The 20,229-nt window shown below is 67.9% G+C and carries 23 protein-coding genes; 11 read left to right on the top strand and 12 right to left on the bottom strand.

What is annotated here, in order from left to right:
• The first annotated feature begins 5 nt into the window (after nucleotides 1–5).
• The gene (locus AVAK2825_RS01235) at nucleotides 6–887 is read left to right on the top strand and encodes a cytochrome c oxidase subunit 3 (protein WP_272565029.1); all 882 of its coding nucleotides are present in this window, start codon (nucleotides 6–8) and stop codon (nucleotides 885–887) included.
• Between the two features lie 111 nt (nucleotides 888–998).
• Here the strand turns inward: AVAK2825_RS01235 and AVAK2825_RS01240 are convergent, their stop codons facing one another.
• A complete protein-coding gene (locus AVAK2825_RS01240; protein WP_272549034.1) occupies nucleotides 999–1,229 on the bottom strand; it encodes a twin transmembrane helix small protein in 231 nt (76 codons plus the stop codon).
• A 6-nt stretch (nucleotides 1,230–1,235) separates the two neighbouring features.
• Here AVAK2825_RS01240 and AVAK2825_RS01245 point away from each other — a divergent pair, with 6 nt between their 5' ends.
• From AVAK2825_RS01245 to AVAK2825_RS01265, 5 genes are read left to right on the top strand one after another with little or no spacing between them, the layout of a single operon-like run.
• The gene (locus tag AVAK2825_RS01245; protein ID WP_284393378.1) at nucleotides 1,236–2,006 is read left to right on the top strand and encodes an SURF1 family protein; all 771 of its coding nucleotides are present in this window, start codon (nucleotides 1,236–1,238) and stop codon (nucleotides 2,004–2,006) included.
• The gene (locus tag AVAK2825_RS01250; RefSeq protein WP_272565026.1) at nucleotides 1,948–2,697 is read left to right on the top strand and encodes an SCO family protein; all 750 of its coding nucleotides are present in this window, start codon (nucleotides 1,948–1,950) and stop codon (nucleotides 2,695–2,697) included. The genes AVAK2825_RS01245 and AVAK2825_RS01250 overlap by 59 nt, the downstream gene beginning before the upstream one ends.
• Nucleotides 2,697–3,902 (top strand): COX15/CtaA family protein, encoded by a 1,206-nt coding sequence (locus AVAK2825_RS01255; protein WP_284393831.1) that lies wholly within the window; start codon nucleotides 2,697–2,699, stop codon nucleotides 3,900–3,902. Before AVAK2825_RS01250 ends, AVAK2825_RS01255 begins: the two co-directional genes overlap by 1 nt.
• On the top strand, nucleotides 3,899–4,810 hold the full coding sequence (cyoE, locus tag AVAK2825_RS01260; RefSeq protein ID WP_272565025.1) for a heme o synthase: 912 nt from the start codon (nucleotides 3,899–3,901) through the stop codon (nucleotides 4,808–4,810). Before AVAK2825_RS01255 ends, cyoE begins: the two co-directional genes overlap by 4 nt.
• A 5-nt stretch (nucleotides 4,811–4,815) precedes the next feature.
• A complete protein-coding gene (locus AVAK2825_RS01265) occupies nucleotides 4,816–5,424 on the top strand; it encodes an SCO family protein (RefSeq protein ID WP_284393381.1) in 609 nt (202 codons plus the stop codon).
• On the opposite strand, the gene AVAK2825_RS01270 is transcribed toward AVAK2825_RS01265, so the two are convergent.
• The 5 genes from AVAK2825_RS01270 to ftsY form a co-directional block, all read right to left on the bottom strand.
• On the bottom strand, nucleotides 5,364–6,239 hold the full coding sequence (locus AVAK2825_RS01270; RefSeq protein ID WP_284393383.1) for a Crp/Fnr family transcriptional regulator: 876 nt from the start codon (nucleotides 6,237–6,239) through the stop codon (nucleotides 5,364–5,366). The genes AVAK2825_RS01265 and AVAK2825_RS01270 overlap by 61 nt on opposite strands.
• A gap of 94 nt (nucleotides 6,240–6,333) precedes the next feature.
• Nucleotides 6,334–6,714: an oxidoreductase gene (locus AVAK2825_RS01275; RefSeq protein ID WP_272565022.1), complete on the bottom strand. Its 381-nt coding sequence runs from the start codon at nucleotides 6,712–6,714 to the stop codon at nucleotides 6,334–6,336.
• Nucleotides 6,715–6,823: 109 nt separating this feature from the next.
• On the bottom strand, nucleotides 6,824–7,840 hold the full coding sequence (locus AVAK2825_RS01280) for a Bug family tripartite tricarboxylate transporter substrate binding protein (RefSeq protein WP_284393386.1): 1,017 nt from the start codon (nucleotides 7,838–7,840) through the stop codon (nucleotides 6,824–6,826).
• Nucleotides 7,841–7,972: 132 nt separating this feature from the next.
• Entirely contained in the window at nucleotides 7,973–8,914 is a 942-nt protein-coding gene (gene rpoH, locus AVAK2825_RS01285) for an RNA polymerase sigma factor RpoH (RefSeq protein ID WP_272565019.1), read from the bottom strand.
• 282 nt (nucleotides 8,915–9,196) lie between these two features.
• Entirely contained in the window at nucleotides 9,197–10,648 is a 1,452-nt protein-coding gene (gene ftsY / locus AVAK2825_RS01290) for a signal recognition particle-docking protein FtsY (protein ID WP_284393388.1), read from the bottom strand.
• Nucleotides 10,649–10,677: 29 nt separating this feature from the next.
• Between ftsY and AVAK2825_RS01295 the strand changes: the two genes are divergently transcribed.
• The 4 genes from AVAK2825_RS01295 (at nucleotide 10,678) to coaD (ending at nucleotide 14,827) form a co-directional block, all read left to right on the top strand.
• Complete coding sequence (locus tag AVAK2825_RS01295) at nucleotides 10,678–12,132, top strand: M16 family metallopeptidase (protein ID WP_284393390.1); 1,455 nt, start codon at nucleotides 10,678–10,680, stop codon at nucleotides 12,130–12,132.
• Between the two features lie 23 nt (nucleotides 12,133–12,155).
• Nucleotides 12,156–13,508 (top strand): M16 family metallopeptidase, encoded by a 1,353-nt coding sequence (locus tag AVAK2825_RS01300; RefSeq protein ID WP_502870466.1) that lies wholly within the window; start codon nucleotides 12,156–12,158, stop codon nucleotides 13,506–13,508.
• Complete coding sequence (gene rsmD / locus AVAK2825_RS01305; RefSeq protein ID WP_284393392.1) at nucleotides 13,505–14,149, top strand: 16S rRNA (guanine(966)-N(2))-methyltransferase RsmD; 645 nt, start codon at nucleotides 13,505–13,507, stop codon at nucleotides 14,147–14,149. The genes AVAK2825_RS01300 and rsmD overlap by 4 nt, the downstream gene beginning before the upstream one ends.
• A gap of 180 nt (nucleotides 14,150–14,329) precedes the next feature.
• Nucleotides 14,330–14,827 (top strand): pantetheine-phosphate adenylyltransferase, encoded by a 498-nt coding sequence (coaD, locus tag AVAK2825_RS01310; RefSeq protein ID WP_272565014.1) that lies wholly within the window; start codon nucleotides 14,330–14,332, stop codon nucleotides 14,825–14,827.
• A gap of 22 nt (nucleotides 14,828–14,849) precedes the next feature.
• On the opposite strand, the gene AVAK2825_RS01315 is transcribed toward coaD, so the two are convergent.
• From AVAK2825_RS01315 to AVAK2825_RS01340, 6 genes are all read right to left on the bottom strand, one after another.
• Nucleotides 14,850–15,974 carry a zinc-binding metallopeptidase family protein gene (locus AVAK2825_RS01315; RefSeq protein ID WP_284393394.1) on the bottom strand — a complete coding sequence of 375 codons (1,125 nt, stop codon included), beginning with the start codon at nucleotides 15,972–15,974 and terminating at the stop codon, nucleotides 14,850–14,852.
• Between the two features lie 142 nt (nucleotides 15,975–16,116).
• Complete coding sequence (locus AVAK2825_RS01320) at nucleotides 16,117–16,431, bottom strand: BON domain-containing protein (protein ID WP_092741513.1); 315 nt, start codon at nucleotides 16,429–16,431, stop codon at nucleotides 16,117–16,119.
• Between the two features lie 112 nt (nucleotides 16,432–16,543).
• A complete protein-coding gene (locus AVAK2825_RS01325; RefSeq protein WP_284393399.1) occupies nucleotides 16,544–17,116 on the bottom strand; it encodes a ferritin-like domain-containing protein in 573 nt (190 codons plus the stop codon).
• Between the two features lie 51 nt (nucleotides 17,117–17,167).
• The gene (locus tag AVAK2825_RS01330; RefSeq protein ID WP_272565011.1) at nucleotides 17,168–17,566 is read right to left on the bottom strand and encodes a hypothetical protein; all 399 of its coding nucleotides are present in this window, start codon (nucleotides 17,564–17,566) and stop codon (nucleotides 17,168–17,170) included.
• Between the two features lie 61 nt (nucleotides 17,567–17,627).
• Nucleotides 17,628–17,792 carry a DUF1328 domain-containing protein gene (locus tag AVAK2825_RS01335; protein WP_011796896.1) on the bottom strand — a complete coding sequence of 55 codons (165 nt, stop codon included), beginning with the start codon at nucleotides 17,790–17,792 and terminating at the stop codon, nucleotides 17,628–17,630.
• Nucleotides 17,793–18,023: 231 nt separating this feature from the next.
• Nucleotides 18,024–19,367, bottom strand: coding sequence for a sensor histidine kinase (locus AVAK2825_RS01340; RefSeq protein ID WP_284393400.1), 1,344 nt, complete (start codon nucleotides 19,365–19,367; stop codon nucleotides 18,024–18,026).
• 140 nt (nucleotides 19,368–19,507) lie between these two features.
• Here AVAK2825_RS01340 and AVAK2825_RS01345 point away from each other — a divergent pair, with 140 nt between their 5' ends.
• On the top strand, nucleotides 19,508–20,140 hold the full coding sequence (locus tag AVAK2825_RS01345) for a response regulator (RefSeq protein WP_092741509.1): 633 nt from the start codon (nucleotides 19,508–19,510) through the stop codon (nucleotides 20,138–20,140).
• Nucleotides 20,141–20,229: the final 89 nt, after the last annotated feature.

Below are 20,229 nucleotides of genomic sequence, written 5' to 3' on the forward strand. Positions count from 1 at the left end.
CTGACATGAGTGCATCTACCCCCGGCACGACCCCGTACTACTACGTGCCCGCCGAATCGCGCCATCCGGTGATGGCGGCGGCCGGCCTGTTCTTCGTGATCCTGGGCGCGGGCCAGTGGGTCAACGGCCACGACTGGGGCAAGTATTCGCTCGCCCTGGGCATGGTGTGGTGGCTGTTCGTGCTGTACCAGTGGTTCCGCGATGCCGTGCGCGAGAGCGAAGGCGGCCTGTACGGGCACAAGATCGATCTGTCCTACCGCTGGAGCATGAGCTGGTTCATCTTCTCGGAGGTGATGTTCTTCGGCGCCTTCTTCACCGCCCTGTGGTGGGCGCGCTCCCATTCGGTGCCGGCCCTGGGCAGCCTGGACAACGCGCTGCTGTGGCCCGACTTCAAGGCCGTGTGGCCCAGCATGGCGGCGGGCATGACCGCATCGCCCGCCGGCATCGTGGAGCCCTTCCAGACGGTCGGCCCGTTCTGGCTGCCCACGATCAATACGGCGCTGCTGCTGACCTCCGGCGTCACGCTGACCATCGCGCACCATGCGCTGCGCGAAAACCACCGCGGCAAGACCATCGCCTTCATGTGGGCCACCGTGCTGCTGGGCATCGTTTTCCTGTGCGTGCAGGGCTACGAGTACTACCACCTGTACACCGACCTGAACCTCAAGCTCAGCTCCGGCGTCTTCGGCTCCACCTTCTTCATGCTGACGGGCTTTCACGGCTTTCACGTGTTCGTGGGCATGCTGATGCTGCTGTTCATCACGCTGCGCCTGCAAAAGGGCCACTTCACGCCGGAAAAACACTTCGGCTTCGAGGGCGCCGCCTGGTACTGGCACTTCGTGGACGTGGTGTGGCTGGGCCTGTACGTGCTGGTCTATTGGCTGTAATCCAGGCCCCTCGGCGGCCCGACGAAAAAAGCGCCGCAGGGCGCTTTTTTTGCGGCGGTGCTTCGGTGCCCGCCGCGGCCCGTGGGCCATGCCGGGCAGACCGGGTGGCGCTTAGCGCGTGGCCGGCAGTCCGGTGGGCTGGATGTAGCCCAGCTTCCAGGCGGCCAGCAGGCACAGGAAGAGCAGAATCGACAGCCCCACGCGGACGGCGAGCGCGCGGGCCATGTGACCGCTGCGGGCTTTGTCGTTGCGGCCGTTGCGCATCATGAAGAACAGCGCGGAACCGAGGCTCGCCAGAATGGCCAGGAAGGCCAGCACCACCACGTATTTCATGGAGCGCATTATCCCGTGACATCTGCAAGACGCCGACTTGGCCTGCAATTTTGGCTGGTCAGCCTAGCCGCCGTGCTGGCCATGGCCGCGACCGCGTCGCTCGGGCGCTGGCAGCTGTCCCGCGCGGCGCAAAAGGAAGCCTTGCAAGCCGCCATCGACGCGCGTTCGGCCCGGCCGCCATTGGAGGGCGCCACGCTCGCGGCCCTGCCTGTGGCCACGGGGCCGGACGACCCACTGGTGCACCACCGCATCGTGCTGCGCGGCCGCTGGCTGCCCGCCCACACCGTTTTTTTGGACAACCGCCAGATGCAGGGCCGGCCGGGGTTCTTCGTGCTCACGCCGCTGCAGTTGCAGGGCAGCGCCACCAGCGTGCTGGTGCAGCGCGGCTGGGTGCCGCGCAATTTCCAGGACCGCACCCAGTTGCCCCAGATCCCCACGCCGGCGGGCGACACCGAGGTGGAAGGCCGCATCGCGGCGCCGCCGTCGCGGCTGTACGAAGTCGGCGCCACCGGCAGCGCCGAGGGGTCTTCCCGCATCCGGCAAAATCTAGACTTGGCGGCCTATCGCGGCGAGACCGGCCTGGCCCTGGCGCCACTCACCGTGCTGCAGACGGGGGCCGCGAGCGACGGGTTGCTGCGCGACTGGCCCGTCATCGACGCCGGGGTCGAAAAACACTACGGCTACGCCGTCCAATGGTTCGGGCTTTGCGGCCTGGTGGCAATCCTCTATGTCTGGTTCCAAATCGTCCGACGCTTCCTTCGCCCACGCCGCCAGCCTGCCGCCTGACGCGCCCCAGGGCGCCCACCCGCTGGGCCTCACGGTGCACAGCCTGCCGCCCGCTGGCGGGGCCATGGCGGCCGTGCAGCAGTCGCGCCAGGGGCGCTGGAAGATGCTGGGCATCCTGCTGGTGTGCGCCGCGCCCGTGGTGGCCTCGTACTTCACCTACTACGTGCTGCGGCCCGAAGGGCGGCGCAATTTCGGCGAGCTCATCGCCCCTCAGCGCGCGATGCCGGCGGGCATGGCGACCACCGCCCTCGATGGCGCTCCCGGTCGGCTCGACCAGTTGCAGGGCCAGTGGCTGCTCGTGAGCGTGGCGCCCGGCGCCTGCGGCACCCCCTGCCAGAACCATCTGTACCTGCAGCGGCAGCTGCGCGAAAGCCTGGGCAAAGACAAGGATCGCATCGACTGGGTCTGGCTGGTGACCGATGGCGCCGCGCCGCCGCCCGAGATCCAGCCGGGCCTGCAAAAGGCCCAGGTGCTGCGGGTGGATGCGCAGGCGCTGTCCGCGTGGCTTGCGCCCGCCACCGGCCACGCGATCGAAGACCATCTCTACGTCGTCGATCCCATGGGCCACTGGATGATGCGTTTTCCGGCGGGCCTGGACGCCGCCGGGGCCGCCAAGGCCAAGCGGGACCTGGAGCGGCTGATGCGCGCCTCGGCCTCGTGGGACCAGCCCGGCCGCACCGGAGCGCCATGATGCAGGACGCCCAGCCGCTGTACGACCTGGCCCCTCTCGCCCGCATGGTGCTGCTGGGCGCGGTGATCGCGCTCGGGCCGCTGGCCTGGGTGTGGCTGCGCAACCGCGGCACCTCGCGCGTGCGGCGCCTGCAGGCGCTCACCGTGCTGACCCTGTTCCTCACCTTCGATCTGGTGCTGTTCGGCGCCTTCACCCGGCTCACCGATTCAGGCCTGGGTTGCCCCGACTGGCCGGGCTGCTACGGCAACGTCAGCCCGCTGGGCGCGCATGCCGAAATCTCCGCCGCCCAGCAGGCCATGCCCACTGGGCCGGTCACGCACGGCAAGGCCTGGGTGGAGATGATCCACCGCTACCTGGCCAGCGGCGTGGGCATGCTCATCATCGTGCTCACTGTCGGCGCATGGTGGCAGCGGTCGCGCGCGGCCAGGCACCAGGGCCCGCCGCCCGCCCTGAGCCCCTGGTGGCCCACGGCGACGCTGGTGTGGGTGTGCCTGCAGGGCGCATTCGGCGCGCTCACGGTGACCATGAAGCTCTTTCCCGCCATCGTGACGCTGCACCTGATCGGCGGACTGGTGCTGCTGGCGCTGCTGTGCGTGCAGGCCGTGCGCGAGACGCATGCCGCGCGCGGCGTCCCGCCCGTGGCGCTGGGCCGCGGCCTGCGGGGCCTGCTGGTGGCGACCACCGTGCTGCTGGCGGTGCAGATCGTGCTCGGCGGCTGGGTGAGCACCAACTATGCGGTGCTGGCCTGCACCACGTTCCCCACGTGCCAGGGCAGCTGGTGGCCCGACATGGCCTTCGGCCAGGGCTTCGAGATCTGGCGGCCGCTGGGCCTGCTGCAGGACGGCAGCCACATCACCTTCGCGGGCCTCACGGCCATCCACTACGCGCACCGGCTGGCGGCCTACGCCGTGCTGCTGGCCCTCGGGCTGCTGGCCTGGCGCCTGCACCGCGCCGCGCTGCTGCCGGCCCAGGCGCGCTGGATCGCGGGCCTGGCGCTGATGCAGTTCGCCACCGGCCTGTCCAACGTGGTGCTGGACTGGCCCCTCGTGGCCGCCGTGCTGCACACCGGCGGCGCCGCGGCCCTGGTCGTGGTCCTCACCTGGGCCCTGGCTGCCAGCCGCGCCGTGGGCGTCGCCCGTCCCCTGGCCGCCGCTGCCGGCACACCGACAACCGCGCCCACGGGCGCAACGAGAATCTCCGCATGAGCGCTGCTCCCGCCACCTCCCCTCCGATCACCAGCATGCCGTCGCGCGCGGCGCAGTTCTATGCGCTGACCAAGCCGCGCGTGGTCCAGCTGATCGTTTTCTGCGCCTTCATCGGCATGGTGCTGGCCGTGCCCGGCATGCCCAGCGGCGCGCAGTGGGCGCACATGGCCGTGGCCTGTGCGGGCATCTGGCTCGTGGCAGGCGCCGCCGCGGCATTCAACTGCATCGTGGAGCAGGGCATCGACGCGAAGATGAAGCGCACCGCTTGGCGGCCCACCGCCAAGGGCGAGCTGTCCAACACGCAGACGCTGCTGTTCTCGGCGGCGCTGTGCGCGGCGGGTTCATTGGTGCTCTACCGGTGGGTCAACCCGCTCACCATGTGGCTCACCTTCGCCACCTTCGTGGGCTACGCGGTGGTGTACACGGTGATCCTCAAGCCGCTCACGCCGCAGAACATCGTGATCGGCGGCGCCTCGGGCGCCATGCCGCCGGTGCTGGGCTGGTCGGCCATGACGGGCGACGTGGCGCCCGAGGCGCTCATCCTGTTCCTCATCATCTTCCTGTGGACGCCTCCGCATTTCTGGGCCCTGGCGCTGTACCGCGTGGAGGACTACCGCAAGTCGGGCCTGCCCATGCTGCCCGTCACGCACGGCAACGAGTTCACGCGGCTGCAGGTGTTCCTGTACACGCTGATCCTCTTCGCGGGCTGCCTCATGCCCTTCGTGTACGGCATGAGTTCCTGGATCTACCTGGCTGCCGCCGTGGTGCTCAGCCTGGGCTTTTGCGCCTATGGCTTTCGGCTGTGGCGCCGCTACTCGGATGCGCTCGCCCGCGAGACCTTCCGCTTTTCCCTCATCCACCTGAGCCTGCTGTTCGCCGCGCTGCTGGTGGACCACTACGTGCTGTGATCGCCATGAACAAACGCATTGCTCTTAAAAGAATAGCTGCCAGCGCTTTGCTGGTCAGCGCTGGTGGCCTGTTGGCGGCTTGCTCCAAGAAGGGCCCGGAATTCAAGGGCGTGGACATCACCGGCGCCGACTACGCGAAGGACCTGCCCCTGCCTGACCACAACGGCCAGCCGCGCCACCTCAAGGACTTCGCAGGCAAAGTCGTGGTGGTGTTCTTCGGATACACCCAGTGCCCCGACGTGTGCCCCACGTCCATGGTGGAACTGGCGGAGGTCAAGCGCTCGCTGGGCGCGGAAGGCGACCGGCTCCAGGGCATCTTCGTCACCGTGGACCCCGAGCGCGACACGCCCGAGGTGCTCAAGGCCTACATGGCCAACTTCGACCCCACCTTCCTCGCGCTGCGTGGCAGCCCCGAGCAACTGGCCGCCGTGGCCAAGGACTTCAAGATCTATTACAAGAAGGTCGACGGCAAGACGCCCACGAGCTACACCATGGACCATTCGGCCGGCAGCTACGTGTACGACCCCGCCGGCCGCCTGCGCGTGTACAACCGCTACGGCAGCGGTGCGCAGGCGCTGGCAGCCGATGTGCGGGCCCTGCTGAACGAGGGCTGAGGCGGCGGGGCGGCCGCGTCGGCTTGCTCCACCACCGCCGCCCCCGGGCGCCAGGCAGCACCGGCCACCGGGCCCGACACCGGCTCGGCCAGGCCGCGCGCCAGGGCCGCGAGGCGGGGTCGCACGATGGCGCAGTGCCAGCGGTCATGCCGGACCAGCCCACCCGTCAGGGCGATGTGCGCAAGCCCCCGGGCGACCGTCTCTCGGGTGGTGGCCAGGAGCGCGGCCAGCATCGCCTGCGTGGGCAGCCGCACCAGGGTGCTGCGCTGCAGATCGGCCAGCAACAGCAGGGCGCCCGCCAGTCGCGCCGTGGCCCCGCGCATGCGCAGCAGCCCCGACCAGTCCGCAAGCTGCGCCTGCGCCCGCGCGTTCTCGCGCGATAGCGCCTCCAGCCAACCCGGCGCCGCAGCGCTGTGGTGGGGCGAGCGCAGGGCCTCTGCCGACACTTCGCACAGCCGGCCCTCACCCAGGGCCGTGCCCGACAGCTCCGCAGGCGCCGCGAACAGCGCCGTCGTGCCCAGGGCATGGCCGCAGCCCGCCAGGCCCACGGGCCGGTCGATGCCCTCGGCGCCCCGGCGGTGCAGCAGCACCGTACCGACCTTGAGGATCTGCAGCACCGGCGCGGACTGGCCTTGGCGCGCCAGCGTTTCGCCCTTGCGAAAGCGCCGCTCCACCACGCGGCCGGCCATCTGCACCTCGCGCGGGGCCCGGCCGAGCAGGCAGTGCGAGCGGCCGGCGCAGGTGTGGCAGGGAGGCTGGGGCGCGCCCTCTTCGGTCGGTGTGGCACCGTGGGGCCGGGTGCGTAGGGTCAGCACGAAAACGGCCTCCAGGGCATGATTTCTCCCGGCATATTGCTATAAAAATAATAGCAATTGCTTGCGATGGTGACGGACGGAGGGGGCCGGGTGCTCAGGCGTAGGCCAGTTCGCCGTGGCGGCTTTCGATGCGCTGGCCGGCCGATAGCGACATCAGCAAAAGCGCGATGGTCTCGTGCAGGATGACCGTCTGCTGGTTGCCCGTGTCCACCATGTGCCGGCGCAGCGCGTCACGCACCGCCGGCTGGCCCGTGACATCGATCACGATGTCCGCGGCGCTGCCGTGCGCCGCCAGCAATCCCATGAAATCGGAGGTCACGGGCACGCCGTGGCTGCGCGCCAGCTCGATGCTGGGCAGGGAGAGGTCCAGGTCCGCCACCCCGAGCACGGAGACGAACGGCGCTGCCAGCAACTGCTGCAGCAATGGGGTGCCGGTGTGGCCGGCACCGATGACGAGGATGCGAAAGGGCTGCATGGCATGCCTTGGAAATCACGAAGGCGCCAGTCTGCCGGCCGCGGGCCCCGCGGGGCATGATCTGCATCAACATCGGTGGAGGCGCAGCGCGCCCCACCGGGGCAGCGCGTCAGTCGGCCCGGATGCCTTGCGTGCGGATCACGCGGGCCATGAGCGCGGTGTCCGCCTGGATGCGGTTCGCCAACCCCTGGGGCGAGGTCCCGGCCACCTGCCAGCCTTGCTGGAACAGCTTGGCCCGCACGTCGGGGCTGCGGGCGATGTCGGCGATCAGCGCCGACAGCCGCGCCTGCACCGCAGCGGGCATGGTGGCCGGTGCGGCGAATGCGTTCCAGATCTCGAGGTTCAGGTCCGGCACTCCGGCCTCCGCCAGGCTGGGCACGCCGGGCACGAGCGTGCTGCGACCGGCCGAGGTGACGCCGATGAGGCGCAGCTTGCCCGTGCGTTCCTGCGACAGGGCGAGCGCAGGCGGCAGCAGCGCCATCTGCAGCTGTCCGCCCAGCATGCCCGTGGCCACCTGCGGGTAGCCGGGGTAGGGCACGTGCACCGGCGCGATGCCGGCGCGGGCCTTGAGCAGTTCCGTCCCCAAGTGGCCTACCGTTCCCACGCCCGGCGTGCCGTAGCTCCAGCGGCTGCCGGCCTGCCGCGCCGCTGCGAGAAACGCGCGCGCATCGGCATGGGCCGGCACGTCCGGCTGCGAGGCCGGGGCGGTCAGCACCAGCGGCGAGGTGCCCACCAGGCTCAGCGGCGCGAGGTCCTTCTGCGGGTCGTAGGGCACGGCCGGGTTGAGCAGCTTGGCGATCGTCAGGTTGCCGTTGATGAACAGGCCGATGGTGTGACCATCGGTCGCCTTGGCCACCGCATCGGCGCCGATGTTGCCGCCCGCGCCCACCTTGTTTTCCACGATCACCGGATGGCCCAGCGCCTGCGCCAGCGGCTCGGAGAACGTGCGCGCCGTCAGGTCGGGCGACGATCCCGGCGGAAAGCCCACGATGATGCGCAGCGGCTTGCTCGGCCACCCTGGCGTCGCCAGTGCGCCGGGCGCCGATTGGGCCGTGGCCGTGCCCAGAGCGCCAGCGAGCGAAAGGGCCAGCATCAGCGTGCGGCGTCGAAAGGCAGGAAAAGTCATGGGGGTCGTGTCCTTGGAGATCGGGGGCACCGGCAGCCGGCGTCCCATGAAAAAAGCGCGCAATCCGCAGGGGATTGCGCGCTCGGGATTATCGCCATGCCGGCCCGCCGCTGAGGGCGGGCGGCCAGCCGGTCACGCGTACTCGACCAGGGCCTTCTTCATCTTCTTCATCGCGGCCACTTCGATCTGGCGGATGCGTTCGGCGCTCACGCCGTACACGGCGGCCAGTTCGTGCAGCGTCATGCCGCCGGAGCCGTCGTCGTTCACCTTGAGCCAACGCTCTTCCACGATGCGGCGGCTGCGATCGTCCAGGCCCGAGAGGGCGGCGGCGATGCCGTCGGTGGCCAGGGCATCGCGCTGGCGCGATTCGATCATGGCGGTGGGCTCGTGGGCACCATCGGCCAGGTAGGCGATGGGGCCGTAAGCCTGTTCGCCGTCATCGGAGGGCGAGGGGTCCAGCATCACATCGCCGCCCGACAGGCGGGTTTCCATCTCGATGACCTCTTCGCGCTTGACGTTCAGGTGCTGCGCCACTGCATCGATTTCGCGCTCGGAAAGCGTGTCGCGGTGGGTGGCTGCGTCGGCGGCGGCCGCATCGGCCTTGAAGCCCTGCTTCATCGAGCGCAGGTTGAAGAACAGCTTGCGCTGCGACTTCGTCGTGGCCACCTTGACCATGCGCCAGTTCTTCAGGATGTACTCGTGAATCTCGGCCTTGATCCAGTGCATGGCGTAGCTCACCAGGCGCACGTTCTGGTCGGGGTCGAAACGCTTCACGGCCTTCATCAGGCCCACGTTGCCTTCCTGGATCAGGTCGCCATGCGGCAGGCCGTAGCCGAGGTATTGGCGGGCGATCGAGACCACCAGGCGCAGGTGCGACATCACCATGCGGCCGGCGGCATCCACGTCGTTGTTGTCCTTGAGCTGGCGCGCGTACGTGCGCTCTTCTTCCGCCGTGAGCAGCGGAAGGCGGTTCACCGCCGAGATGTAGGCGTCCAGATTGCCCAAGGGAGGGATGAGCGCCCAAGGATTGGCGGGAGCCAGAGCGGTGGCTGCGGTTCCAGATTGAAGCGTCATTCCAGAGATCCTTTCTTCCATGACATTCATGTTAGCACTCCATATGAGGGAGTGCTAAGGGACTAGTTCCCGCACCGGCGTAGGACGTGGGAGATGCGTCATTGTCGGAAAAAAGGGCGTCAGCGCAGCAATTCAAAGGGTGTGGCGCTATTGAATTAGTAGCTGAAAAATCCAAAAACTTCGTTTTGTGAACAATCAATTCACCGGATGGCACCAATCCGCCCCGGTCGGCCAGCCCCCGGCATGCGCGGCAGGGGGGATCGGACTCCGTTCGCCAGTCGGTCAAGTCAGCAACGCCTGCGCGAATTCCTTGGCGTTGAAGGTTTCCAGGTCTTCCAGCTTCTCGCCCACGCCGATGAAGTACACCGGAATGGGGCGTTCCTGCGCAATGGCGGCCAGCACGCCGCCCTTGGCCGTGCCGTCGAGCTTGGTCACGATGAGGCCGGTCAGCTGCAGCGCATCGTCGAAGGAGCGCACCTGGGCCAGTGCGTTCTGCCCCGTGTTGCCGTCGATCACCAGCAGCACCTCGTGCGGCGCCGTCGCATCCGCCTTGGTGACCACGCGCTTGATCTTCTGCAGCTCCTGCATCAGGTGCAGCTGCGTCGGCAGGCGCCCGGCGGTATCGACCAGCACCACGTCCTTGCCGCGCGCCTTGCCGGCGGTGACGGCATCGAAGCTCACCGCTGCAGGATCGCCGCCGTCCTGGCTCACGATCTCGACCGTGTTGCGGTCGGCCCAGACGCCGAGCTGCTCGCGCGCCGCCGCCCGGAAGGTGTCGGCCGCGGCCAGCAGAACCGCTGCGCCCTCATTGGCCAGGTGCTTGGTCAGCTTGCCGATGGAGGTCGTCTTGCCCGCGCCGTTGACCCCCGCCACCATGATCACGGTGGGTGTGTAGCGGCCGATGACAAGCGATTTTTCCAGCGGCCGCAGCAGGTCGGCCAGGGCCTCGGCCAGCAGGGCCTTCACGGCGGCCGGATCGGTGGTCTTGGTGTCCTTGACACGGCGCTTGAGGTCGTCCAGCAGGTGCTGCGTGGCCTTCACGCCGGTGTCGGCCATCAGCAGGGCCTCTTCCAGCTCTTCGTACAGCGCGTCGTTGATCTGGGTGCCGGTGAAGACCGTGGCGATGCTGCTGCCGGTCTTGCGCAGGCCGTTCTTCAGGCGGTCCATCCAGCCCTTGCGCTCGGCGGGCGCGGGCTGCACGGGTGGTGCGGCCGGGATGGGCATCACCGGTGGGGGGACCTGCACGGCGGGCGCCGCCACCGGGGCGGGCACCGGGGGCACGACAGGCGTGGAAACAGGCGCGGGAGCCCGGGACACCGTGGGTACCGCAGGGGCCGGCACAGGTGCCACCACAGGGGCTGCCACGGGGGGCGTGATGGGTGCGGGAGAGGGGGGCGGAACCGCAGCCGGTGCGGGTGCCGTGGGTGCCACGGGTGCCCCAAGCGCGATTGGTGCGGTGGGCACGGGCGCCGCGACCGGGGCTGGCGGCTGCACCGGGGGATGAACGACGGGCGGCGGCGCCACCGGCACCTCCGCCGGCGCCTTCGCGAATGGGTTCTTCAGCCACCCGAAGCCCCCGGAGGCCGCAGGGGCACTCGAAGGGGCTGCGGAGGGCGGCGAGAGCGCGTCTGCGGCGGGCGTTGCAGGCACGGAAACCGCTGGCGCAGCCTCCGCGGGATGGGGGGCTTGCGGCTCGGTGGGGGCGGCGGGCTTTTTCTTGAAAAAACTGAACATTGGAGGGTTCTTAGAATCGCATCCATTCTATGAAACGCGCTATCACCCTTCTGGGCCTGCTGGCCTGCGTGCATGCCGGGGCCCAAACCCCGCCATCCGCTCCCACCCCCCTTCCTCCCTCGGCCCAGGACACGCAGGCGCAGCGCCCGCCGTCCACGGGGGTTCGGCAATTCACCTTGAAGAACGGCATGCAGCTGCTCGTGCAGCCCGATCGCCGGGCGCCCACGGCGGTGCACATGGTCTGGCTGCGGGTCGGCGCGATGGACGAGGTGGACGGCACCTCCGGCGTGGCCCACGCGCTGGAGCACATGATGTTCAAGGGCTCCAAGACCGTGCCGCCGGGCGAGTTCTCGCGCCGCGTGGCTGCGCTGGGCGGGCAGGAAAACGCCTTCACCAGCCGCGACTACACCGGCTACTACCAGCAGATCCCCGCGAACCGGCTGGAAGACGTGATGAAGCTCGAAGCCGACCGCTTCGCCAACAACCAGTGGCCTGATGCCGAGTTCAAGCGCGAGATCGAGGTGGTCAAGGAAGAGCGCCGCATGCGCACCGAAGACCAGCCCCGGGCCGCGCTCATCGAGCAGCTCTACGCCGCCACGTTCATCGCCTCGCCCTACCGCCGGCCCGTCGTCGGCTGGATGAGCGATCTCGATGCCATGACCGCCGACGACGTGCGCGCCTTCCACCGCCAGTGGTACGTGCCGGCCAACGCAGTCGTGGTGGTGGCCGGCGACGTGGACCCCGACAAGGTCCGCGTACTGGCCGAAAAGTACTACGGCCGCATTCCCGTGCGCGCCGTGCCGGCCCGCAAGCCGCGCGTGGAGCCCGTGCAGCAGGGCATCCGCCGCATCGCCTACAAGGCCCCGGCCGAGCAGGCCTACGTGGCCCTGGCGTTCCGCGCGCCGAGCATTACGCGCCTGGAGAACATGGCCGATAGCGACCGCGATGCGTTGTCGCTGCTGGTGCTGTCGGCCGTGCTCAGCGGCTACGACGGTGCGCGCCTGGAGCGCGCCTTGAGCCAAGGCTCCGACCGTGTGGCCGACAGCTCGGACAGCTCCGCCTCCGTCGTGGGCCGCGGCCCCAGCGTGTTCCTGCTGACCGGCGTGCCGGCCCCCGGCAAGACCCCGCAGCAGGTCGAGGACGCCCTGCGCGCCGAGGTCGCCCGCATCGCCCGCGAAGGCGTGAGCGAGGCCGAACTGGCCCGCGTGAAGACGCAGTGGGCGGCCTCCACCATCTACCAGCGCGATTCGCTGCAAAGCCAGGCCAGCGACCTGGGCAGCAACTGGGTGCAGGGCCTGCCCCCCGACGCCGACGCGCGCCTCATCGCCCTGCTGCGCGCGGTGACGCCCGCCCAGGTGCAATCGGTGGCGGCCCGCTACTTCGGCGACGACCAGCTCACCGTGGGCACGCTGCTGCCGCAACCCATGGCCCCTGGCGCCAAGCGCGCCGCCCCCGCAGCCGGCGCCGACGGGCGGATGCATTGATGAGAACGCGCAGGACACCCCCCATGAAAACCTTCCAACGCATGGCCGCACGCGCGTGCCTCGCCTTTGCCGGGGCCTTGTGCCTGGCCCACCCCGCCTGGGCGCTGCTGCCCATCCAGCACTGGACGGAGCCGAGCGGCGCCCGCGTCTGGCTGGTGGAGAGCCCGGCCATTCCGATGGTCGACGTGCAGGTGGACTTCGATGCCGGCGCGCGCCGGGACCCGGCCGCGCAGGCGGGCCTGGCGAGTGCCGTGGCGGCCATGTCGTCCAAGGGCGTGCGCGCCCAGGGCGATGAACCTGCCATGGACGAAAACGCGCTCGGCGAAGCCTGGGCCGATCTGGGCGCGAGCTTCGAGGCCGCGGCCGACCGCGACGGCCTGAGCTTTTCGCTGCGATCGCTCACCGAGCCCGACCTGCTGGACCGCGCGGCGCGGCTCGCAGCCCGGCAACTGGCCCAGCCGAGCTTTCCGCAGGACATCTGGCAGCGCGAGCGTTCGCGCTGGGCCGCTGCTTTGAAAGAGGCGGAAACCCGTCCCGGCACGGCCGCGGCCAAGGCCTTCGGCAGCGCGGTGTACGGCACCCACCCCTACGGTCAGCGCACGACGCCCGATACCCTGGGGCGCATCGAGATCGCCGACATGCAGGCCTACCATGGGCGCTACGTCGAGACCTGCCGGGCCCGCGTGAGCATCGTCGGGGCCGTCACGCGCCCACAGGCGCAGGCGCTGGTGGCCACGCTGCTGTCGCAGATGCCCGCGCGCGATCCCGCCACCTGCCAGCCGCTGCCGCCCGTGCCCGAAGTGCAGGCGCTGGCCGCGCCGGTGCAGCAGGACATTCCCTTCGCCTCGGCGCAGGCCCATGTGTTAATCGGCCAGCCGGGCTTCGCGCGGCGCGACCCGGACTTTTTGGCCCTGCTCGTGGGCAACCACATCCTGGGCGGCGGCGGATTCACCTCGCTGCTGACCAGCGAGGTGCGCGAAAAGCGCGGCCTGAGCTACAGCGTGTACAGCCAGTTCTCGCCCGGCTTGAACACCGGCGTCTTCCTGGTCGGGCTGCAGACCCGCCCCGACCAGGCCGCCGAGGCCGTGAAGGTGTCGCGCGACGTGCTTGCGCGCTTCGTGGCGCAAGGCCCGACCGAGGCCCAGCTCAAGGCCGCGAAGGACAACCTGATCGGCGGCTTCGCGCTGCGCATCGACAGCAACCGCAAGCTGCTGGCCAACGTCGTCAACATCGCGTGGAACGACCTGCCGCTGGATTACCTGGAGCACTGGACCGACCGCGTGCAGGCCCTGACGGCCGCAGATGTGCGCGCCGCCATGGCGCGCAAGCTGCAGCCCGATCGCATGGTCACCGTGGTGGTCGGGGGCCAGCCTTGAACCGGCCCGCACGCCGCGCCGCGCCGGCAGCGCCGGCCAGGTCGGGGGCCGCCGCGAAGAAGCCTGCGGCGAAGGCGCCCGCGGTGAAAGGCGCGGGCGAGGTCCGCATCATCGGCGGGCAATGGAAGCGCACGCGCCTGCCCGTGGCGCAACGCCCCGGCCTGCGCCCCACGCCCGACCGGGTGCGCGAGACGCTCTTCAACTGGCTGGGACAGGACCTGACCGGCTGGCGCTGCCTCGACGCCTTCGCGGGCACGGGCGCCCTGGGGTTCGAAGCCGCCTCGCGCGGCGCCACGGCCGTGCAGTTGGTCGAGAACGATCCTGCACTGGTCGAGCAACTGCACACGCTGCAGCAGCGCCTGCAGGCCCTGGCGGTGCGGGTGCAGCGGGGCGACGGCGTGGCCGCGCTGCGGCACTGCGCGCCGGGCAGCCTGCACCTGGTGTTTCTGGACCCGCCGTTCGACGGCGCCCTGTTCGAGCCTGCGTTGGCCGCTGCGGCCCAGGCGGTTGCGGCCCAGGGGTTCATCTACCTGGAAGCACCGCAGGCCTGGGACGAGGCCGCGCTGGCAGAGCTGGGGCTGGCGGTGCACCGCCATCTGAAGGCCGGCGCCGTGCACGCCCATCTGCTTCAAAAACAGTGATGCTATTTAATTTATAGCGTAATGCCCTAGTGGAATATGCGCTGGAGGCATTTTTTGCTTGTAGTGCTCGCGGCCATCACTGCCGCCGGGGCGGCCTTTCCGCCCGCTGCATAATCCGCCCCTGCGCCCGCCCAACCGCGTGTGCCCCCTTCCGCCAGACCGCAAAGGAGCGACCACGCCATGGCCCAGAACGTCCTCGCCATCTATCCCGGCACCTTCGATCCCATCACGCTGGGCCATGAAGACGTGGTGCGCCGCGCCACGCAACTCTTCGGCCGGGTCATCGTGGCCGTGGCCGCAGGGCACCACAAGAAGACCCTGTTCAGCCTGGAAGAGCGCATCGAGATGGTCCGTGAAGCGGTGCGCGCCTATCCGCAGGTGCAGGTCGAGACCTTCTCCGGCCTGCTGCGCGACTTCGTGGTCGAGCGCGGCGGCAAGGCCATGGTGCGCGGCCTGCGCGCCGTGACCGATTTCGACTACGAGTTCCAGCTGGCCGGCATGAACCGCAGCCTCATGCCCGAGGTGGAAACCGTCTTTCTCACGCCCAGCGACAAGTTCCAGTTCATCAGCAGCACCTTCGTGCGAGAGATCGCCCTGTTGGGCGGCGAGGTGGACAAGTTCGTTTCCCCGGAAGTGTCCGAACGCCTGGCCGTGAAGGTGCGCGCGCAGTCGTCTTGAGGCGTTTTGGCGGCGGGCGCCGTCAGGCTTGCAGTGCTTTCAGCGGTTCGGGTCGTGCGCGGTTGCGGGCGGACTGCACCAGTTCGTGCACGAAGCGCAGCTTGGCGAGCGCCCCGGACGACAGGGCGAACGGATAGGCATCCTGTTGACCCAGGCTGCGGTTCAGGCTGTTGAGCAGCAGCGTGAGCGGCACCCACTCGCTGACCATCGCATCGAAATCCGGGGACTGCGTGGCGAACGGGTCGTTCATCGTGAAGCGCCGTGCCGCGCCCGCTTTGGGCTTCGGGATCTGAAGCCCGGTGCGGTAGCTCGACGCCGTCTCCAGCAGATCGACCATGTGCAGGTAGTGCGCCCAGGTCTCGGCCCAGTCTTCCCAGGGGTGGGCCGTGGCGTAGGCGCTCACATGGTGGTCGCCCCATTCCCGCAGGTGCGGGCTGCTGGCGTAGTAGGCCTGCAGCGCTGCGCCGTAGTCCTGCCGCTCGTCGCCGAACACGGCACGGAAGTGGTCCAGCTTGCCCTGGTCGCGCAGCAACCGGTCCCAGTAGAAATGCCCGGATTCGTGCCGAAGGTGGCCGATCAGCGTGCGGTAGGGCTCGTGCAGCGCCAGCCGGCGGCGTGCCCGTTCGTCGTCGTCGGCTTCGGCGATGTTCAGGGTGATGGTGCCGCTCGAATGCCCGGTGATCACGGGGTACCCCGGCTGGTCGGCCAGGAATTCGAACGCCGGACTTTCGCCGGGGGGCGCCGGCTCCAGGCCCAGCTTCGCCAGCGTGTAGTACAGCTGCCGTTTGGCGTGCTCGATCTGCTTCCAGCGGCGAAGGTTGGCGGGCTCCGACAGGTCGGGAAGGATTCGAGTCTGCCGGCAGGACACGCACAGGGCCTGCGGGTCGTCGCCCTGCAGCGCGAAGTTGCACGCGCGGTGTGCTGTGCGGTGGTGGCAAAGCCGGTACAGAGGCTGGGCACTGCCCCGGCCGGCGTCCGCCACCCGCTCCCACAGGTCGGAGTCGTCACGCAGGCCCGATACCGCGGGCACCAACGCGGCCATCGTCAATTGGTCTGGCAGGAAGGCGAGCTTGGCGCCGCAATGCAAGCATTGGACGCTGTCGAAGAAAACGAGGTGACCGCATTGGTCGCAATTGAATACCTGCATGGTGCGAGCTTAGAGCCTGTGAGGAATCTTGCATTGCACTTGCGGCAAGCCTGTGGCAACCCAAGGGGTTGGCGAAACAAAAACAGGCTCCGAAGAGCCTGTTTTTGCAAGGTTTCCGCAGGCCACGCGGGCCTGCGTGGCCTCAAGGACGCACGACGATGCTGTTGCGCACGTCACGCACGTGCTTGGTGTTGCGTGCGATGGATTCGGCCGTGTTCTTTTCGGTCTGCGACTTGGCGAAGCCCGACAGTTGCACGGTGCCGTTCAGCGTTTCGACGCTGATGGACGTGGCGGACACGGACTTGTCTTCAGCCATCTTGGCCTTCACAGCGGTCGTGATGCCAGCGTCGTCCACGTAGGAGCCGACGGTCTGCTGGTCGCGCGCCACCGAGCAACCGGCGGAGATGATGGTTGCGCCAGCGAGGGCTGCAAAAGCGAGGGCACGTGCGTATTTCATGGTTATTTCCTTGGTTTGGTTTGTTAACACGGGTGCTTTGGGATTCTGCAGCCCACCGACCTGTTGCACCCCCCGCGGTCGATGAACTGTTTCTTGGTGGCGGCGTCGCCTTTCAGCGCTGCAGCCAGTCCTTGAGTTCGTCGGCATGCTCTTCTTCGTCGGCCAGGATGCCTTCCAGCATCCGGCGTGTCGTCGGGTCCTTGTCGCCGATCAAAGTGATCATCTGGCGATAGGCTTCCACGGCGATCCGCTCGGCCACCAGGTTGGCTCGCACCATGGCCTTGAGGTCGGACGATTCGTCGTAGTCCGCGTGGCTGCGCTCTTCGAGCGAGCTGGGCGAAAAATCGGGCTCGCCGCCGAGCTGCACGATGCGTTGCGCGATCTTGTCCGCATGGGCGGACTCCTCGTTCGCATGCACCAGGAATTCGGCCGCGATGGCTGGCGACTCCATGCCGTCTGCCGTGAAATGGTGCCGCTTGTAGCGCAGCACGCACACCAGTTCGGTGGCGAGCGCGTCGTTCAGCAGCTTCACGATGGCATCGCGGTGCGGGCCGTAGGCGGGCGTGACAGCCCCTTCATCCAGATCCTGCGTCGCTGCGTAGTGCAGCGCCTTTTCGTCGAGCACGAGGGTCTCGGAAGGGGCCGCCGGATTGCTGGCCGTGTTGATGGTGGTGACAGGGGACATGGGGACGCTCGCTCTTTGTTATTGAAGTGTTTTAAGCAGTTGCCAGTGAAATCAATATTCGTGGCGGCGGGGGCGGCGGCTCATCAGGCACAGCGTGGCCACTGCAGCGCCTGCAGCGGCGGCCAGCAGCATCGATTTGCCGGGCTGCTCGACCACGTAGCGCGTGGTGACATCGGCCGCCTGGTTGAGCTGGCGGCGAGCGCGTTCGGTGGTGTCTGCGCAGTAGGAAATGCCGCGCGATGCGAGGTCTTGTGCACGGGCTGCGAGATCGTCGATCAGCGGGTTCACCTCACCATGCAACTCGTCCACTTTGCGTGCAGCCTTGTCCAGGGTGTTGTTGGCAGCGTCGCGGGTGGATTGCACGGCGTCCTTGGCGGAGTCGAGCACGCTGTCTGCAGCGTTGTGTGCGGAATCCACGGCTTTTTTCGCGGCGTTCTGGGTGTCGATCATGGTTGGGTTCCTTGGGGTTTTTGGAGTGGTGAGCGCTTCGGTGTGCGGTGCGTTCAGTGCCTTAACCGCGCTTGAGCAGGCTCAGCACGAAGGTGACCACGGCCATGATCACGAAAACGAAGAAAAGAATCTTCGCAATGCCAACGGCGCCGGCAGCGATACCGCCAAAGCCAAAAAGTGCGGCAATCAAAGCGATCACCAGGAAAACCACTGCGTAATGCAACATATTCATCTCCTCTTGCACCAGAAGTTCCGGCGGGTTGGTAGGGGGCGCATCGGTCAGCGCCTGGGATTGAATGTAGTTTTCGCGGTGCGGAGTGGCTGCCGGTCCCTGGCGCGCACCCATGTAGGACGCCGCCCATGAGGGCGGATCTCTCAAAAATCACGGGTGGCCGACAGCGGCCATTCCTGTCAAAAAGGAGCTTGCGGGCGCTGCGCCTGGGCCCGCTTCGCCCCCTCAGTGCACGTGCGGCAGCACTGCGGAAACGAGGGTTCCCTCACCGGGCTCGGATGTGACGGTCAGGCGGCCCCCAGCGGCCTCGACCCGGTGCCGCATGCCCATCAGGCCGTGGGCGGAAGGGTTGGCCTTGCCCGTGTCGAAGCCGCTGCCGTTGTCGCGGATCTGCACCGCCACGTGCGTGGGGTAGTTGTGCACGGCGACCAGCACCTTGCCGGCGTTGGCGTATTTGCCGATGTTCGTCAGCGATTCCTGGACCATGCGGTAGATGGTTAGTTGAACGGATTCGGGCAGTTCCACCGCTTCCAGATTCAGGTCCACCTCCACATTGCTGCGCTCCGCGAACTCGCGGCCCAGGATTTCAAGCGATGCCGTCAGCCCCAGGTTGAACAGCGACGAAGGCCGCAGGTCTTCGATGATGCGGCGCTTGAGCGCAATGCCGCTGTTGAGCGTGTCGGTCAGGTGTTTGAGGCGCTCGGCAATTTCAGGCGCCTGCGAATCCACCCTGGATTTGAGGCGCGCCACGTCGAGCTTGGCCGCGGTGAGTAGGGCGCCCAGTTCGTCATGCAGCTCGCGCGCCAGGTGGCCGCGTTCGTCCTCGCGCACCTGCTGCAGGTGGTTCGCCAATTCGGTGAGGGACGCAGTGCGCTCCCGTACCAGCTGTTCGAGCCGATCGCGCTCGCGCTCCAAGGTTTCCTGCTCGCGCTGGTTGAACGACTGCAGTGCGCTCGCCTGCCGCAGGTACATGTAGAACGCCAGCAGCCCGATGGCCGCCATGGTCGCGATGCCGATGCGCGACAGCATGAGGGAATGAAGGATCTCTTGCGTGCTGTGGTTGGTGCGGTCGGTGCTGCGTTCCGTCAAGCGGCCCGACAGCGAACGGATGGCATCCATGTTCTCCTTGCCCACGTCGGTGGACAGCACGAACTTCCACGCATCGTCGTTGTCTTGGCGCCGCAGCCGCAGGCTCAGATCGAGCTCGGACATCTTGCGGGAAATCTGCCGCGACAGCTGCGTGAAGTCCTCCTGGTCTTCGACCGAGGATGCGGTGAAGATGGCGCGCAGCTCGTCCAGATTGCTGTTGATGGTGGACGCGGCTTTCTCGTAGGGCTCGAGATAACGCTCGTCGCCCGTCAGCAGATAGCCCCGAAGGCCGGTCTCCGCATCGAGCATGTTCTGCATCATGCGATCGAGCGCGGCGCGGGTGGTGTAGGTGCGAGAGAGGGCGCTGACCGCATCGTGCGAGCGGTCATAACCGGCCTCGTTGATGCCAACCAGCGCCGATGCAGCCAGCAGTGCCAGGGGCAAGCTGACAGCCATCTTGCGAAAATTGGACCAACGCATAGGTTTCTCCGAAAGACAGGCGGGTGATTTCTGGATAATGTCACCAGCCAGCGGTGTTCCGCTGCAGGCACGCCCGCAACGGGTGAATTGGCTACCAGAACGATAACGGGCAGCTTGGCTGCCCCTTGAAAGAACGCTCAATGATCAAGATCGGCATTGTGGATGACCATGCGATTGTCCGCTCGGGATTGCGACAATTTTTGTCAGAACATGTAGACCTCCGGGTGGTGGGTGAGGCGTCCAATGGGCGCGAGGCGATCGATCTGGTTCGTGCACAGGAGATCGACGTGCTGCTCATGGACTTGTCGATGCCCGGCCAAAGCGGTCTCGACGCGCTGGCCATGCTGCGTGCGAAGGCGCCCGACATGGGCATCCTGATCCTCAGCGGCTATCCGGAAGAGCACTACGCCATCAACCTGATTCGCCAGGGCGCCAGCGGCTACCTCAACAAGGAATGCGACCCCAAGGAGATCGTCGAAGCCATTCGCACGATCTCGCTGGGCCGCCGCTACCTGACCCCTGCCGTGGCCGATCTGCTGGCCCAGCAGCTCAACCGCAAGGACGATGCGCCGCCGCACGAACAACTGTCGGAGCGCGAGTTCCAGGTGTTCCTCAAGCTGGCCAAGGGCGAGACCGCGGGCGACATCGCCAAGTCGTTGTCGCTCAGCGTGAAGACCGTGAGCACCTACCGCACGCGCCTGATGGAAAAGATGGCGCTGTCGTCCAACAGCGACCTGACCTACTACGCACTGAAGAACAAGCTGATCGATTGAACCAGCACCCAAGCAAAACGGCCACCGGGAAATCGGTGGCCGTTTTCAAATTGGGGCGGGGGAAAAGGGGCCTGAACCCGACCTGATGG

It is taken from the genome of Acidovorax sp. SUPP2825 (assembly GCF_030158995.1).
Lineage (GTDB): Bacteria > Pseudomonadota > Gammaproteobacteria > Burkholderiales > Burkholderiaceae_C > Paracidovorax.

What these genes read in the sequence shown, in the direction of transcription:
- AVAK2825_RS01235 (WP_272565029.1), top strand. Translation starts at nt 6, where the DNA reads ATGAGTGCATCTACCCCCGGCACGACCCCGTACTACTACGTGCCCGCC.
- AVAK2825_RS01240 (WP_272549034.1), bottom strand. Translation starts at nt 1,229, where the DNA reads ATGCGCTCCATGAAATACGTGGTGGTGCTGGCCTTCCTGGCCATTCTG.
- AVAK2825_RS01250 (WP_272565026.1), top strand. Translation starts at nt 1,948, where the DNA reads ATGTCTGGTTCCAAATCGTCCGACGCTTCCTTCGCCCACGCCGCCAGC.
- AVAK2825_RS01255 (WP_284393831.1), top strand. Translation starts at nt 2,697, where the DNA reads ATGCAGGACGCCCAGCCGCTGTACGACCTGGCCCCTCTCGCCCGCATG.
- cyoE (WP_272565025.1), top strand. Translation starts at nt 3,899, where the DNA reads ATGAGCGCTGCTCCCGCCACCTCCCCTCCGATCACCAGCATGCCGTCG.
- AVAK2825_RS01265 (WP_284393381.1), top strand. Translation starts at nt 4,816, where the DNA reads ATGAACAAACGCATTGCTCTTAAAAGAATAGCTGCCAGCGCTTTGCTG.
- AVAK2825_RS01275 (WP_272565022.1), bottom strand. Translation starts at nt 6,714, where the DNA reads ATGCAGCCCTTTCGCATCCTCGTCATCGGTGCCGGCCACACCGGCACC.
- AVAK2825_RS01280 (WP_284393386.1), bottom strand. Translation starts at nt 7,840, where the DNA reads ATGACTTTTCCTGCCTTTCGACGCCGCACGCTGATGCTGGCCCTTTCG.
- rpoH (WP_272565019.1), bottom strand. Translation starts at nt 8,914, where the DNA reads ATGACGCTTCAATCTGGAACCGCAGCCACCGCTCTGGCTCCCGCCAAT.
- ftsY (WP_284393388.1), bottom strand. Translation starts at nt 10,648, where the DNA reads ATGTTCAGTTTTTTCAAGAAAAAGCCCGCCGCCCCCACCGAGCCGCAA.
- AVAK2825_RS01295 (WP_284393390.1), top strand. Translation starts at nt 10,678, where the DNA reads ATGAAACGCGCTATCACCCTTCTGGGCCTGCTGGCCTGCGTGCATGCC.
- AVAK2825_RS01300 (WP_502870466.1), top strand. Translation starts at nt 12,156, where the DNA reads ATGAAAACCTTCCAACGCATGGCCGCACGCGCGTGCCTCGCCTTTGCC.
- coaD (WP_272565014.1), top strand. Translation starts at nt 14,330, where the DNA reads ATGGCCCAGAACGTCCTCGCCATCTATCCCGGCACCTTCGATCCCATC.
- AVAK2825_RS01315 (WP_284393394.1), bottom strand. Translation starts at nt 15,974, where the DNA reads ATGCAGGTATTCAATTGCGACCAATGCGGTCACCTCGTTTTCTTCGAC.
- AVAK2825_RS01320 (WP_092741513.1), bottom strand. Translation starts at nt 16,431, where the DNA reads ATGAAATACGCACGTGCCCTCGCTTTTGCAGCCCTCGCTGGCGCAACC.
- AVAK2825_RS01325 (WP_284393399.1), bottom strand. Translation starts at nt 17,116, where the DNA reads ATGTCCCCTGTCACCACCATCAACACGGCCAGCAATCCGGCGGCCCCT.
- AVAK2825_RS01330 (WP_272565011.1), bottom strand. Translation starts at nt 17,566, where the DNA reads ATGATCGACACCCAGAACGCCGCGAAAAAAGCCGTGGATTCCGCACAC.
- AVAK2825_RS01335 (WP_011796896.1), bottom strand. Translation starts at nt 17,792, where the DNA reads ATGTTGCATTACGCAGTGGTTTTCCTGGTGATCGCTTTGATTGCCGCA.
- AVAK2825_RS01340 (WP_284393400.1), bottom strand. Translation starts at nt 19,367, where the DNA reads ATGCGTTGGTCCAATTTTCGCAAGATGGCTGTCAGCTTGCCCCTGGCA.
- AVAK2825_RS01345 (WP_092741509.1), top strand. Translation starts at nt 19,508, where the DNA reads ATGATCAAGATCGGCATTGTGGATGACCATGCGATTGTCCGCTCGGGA.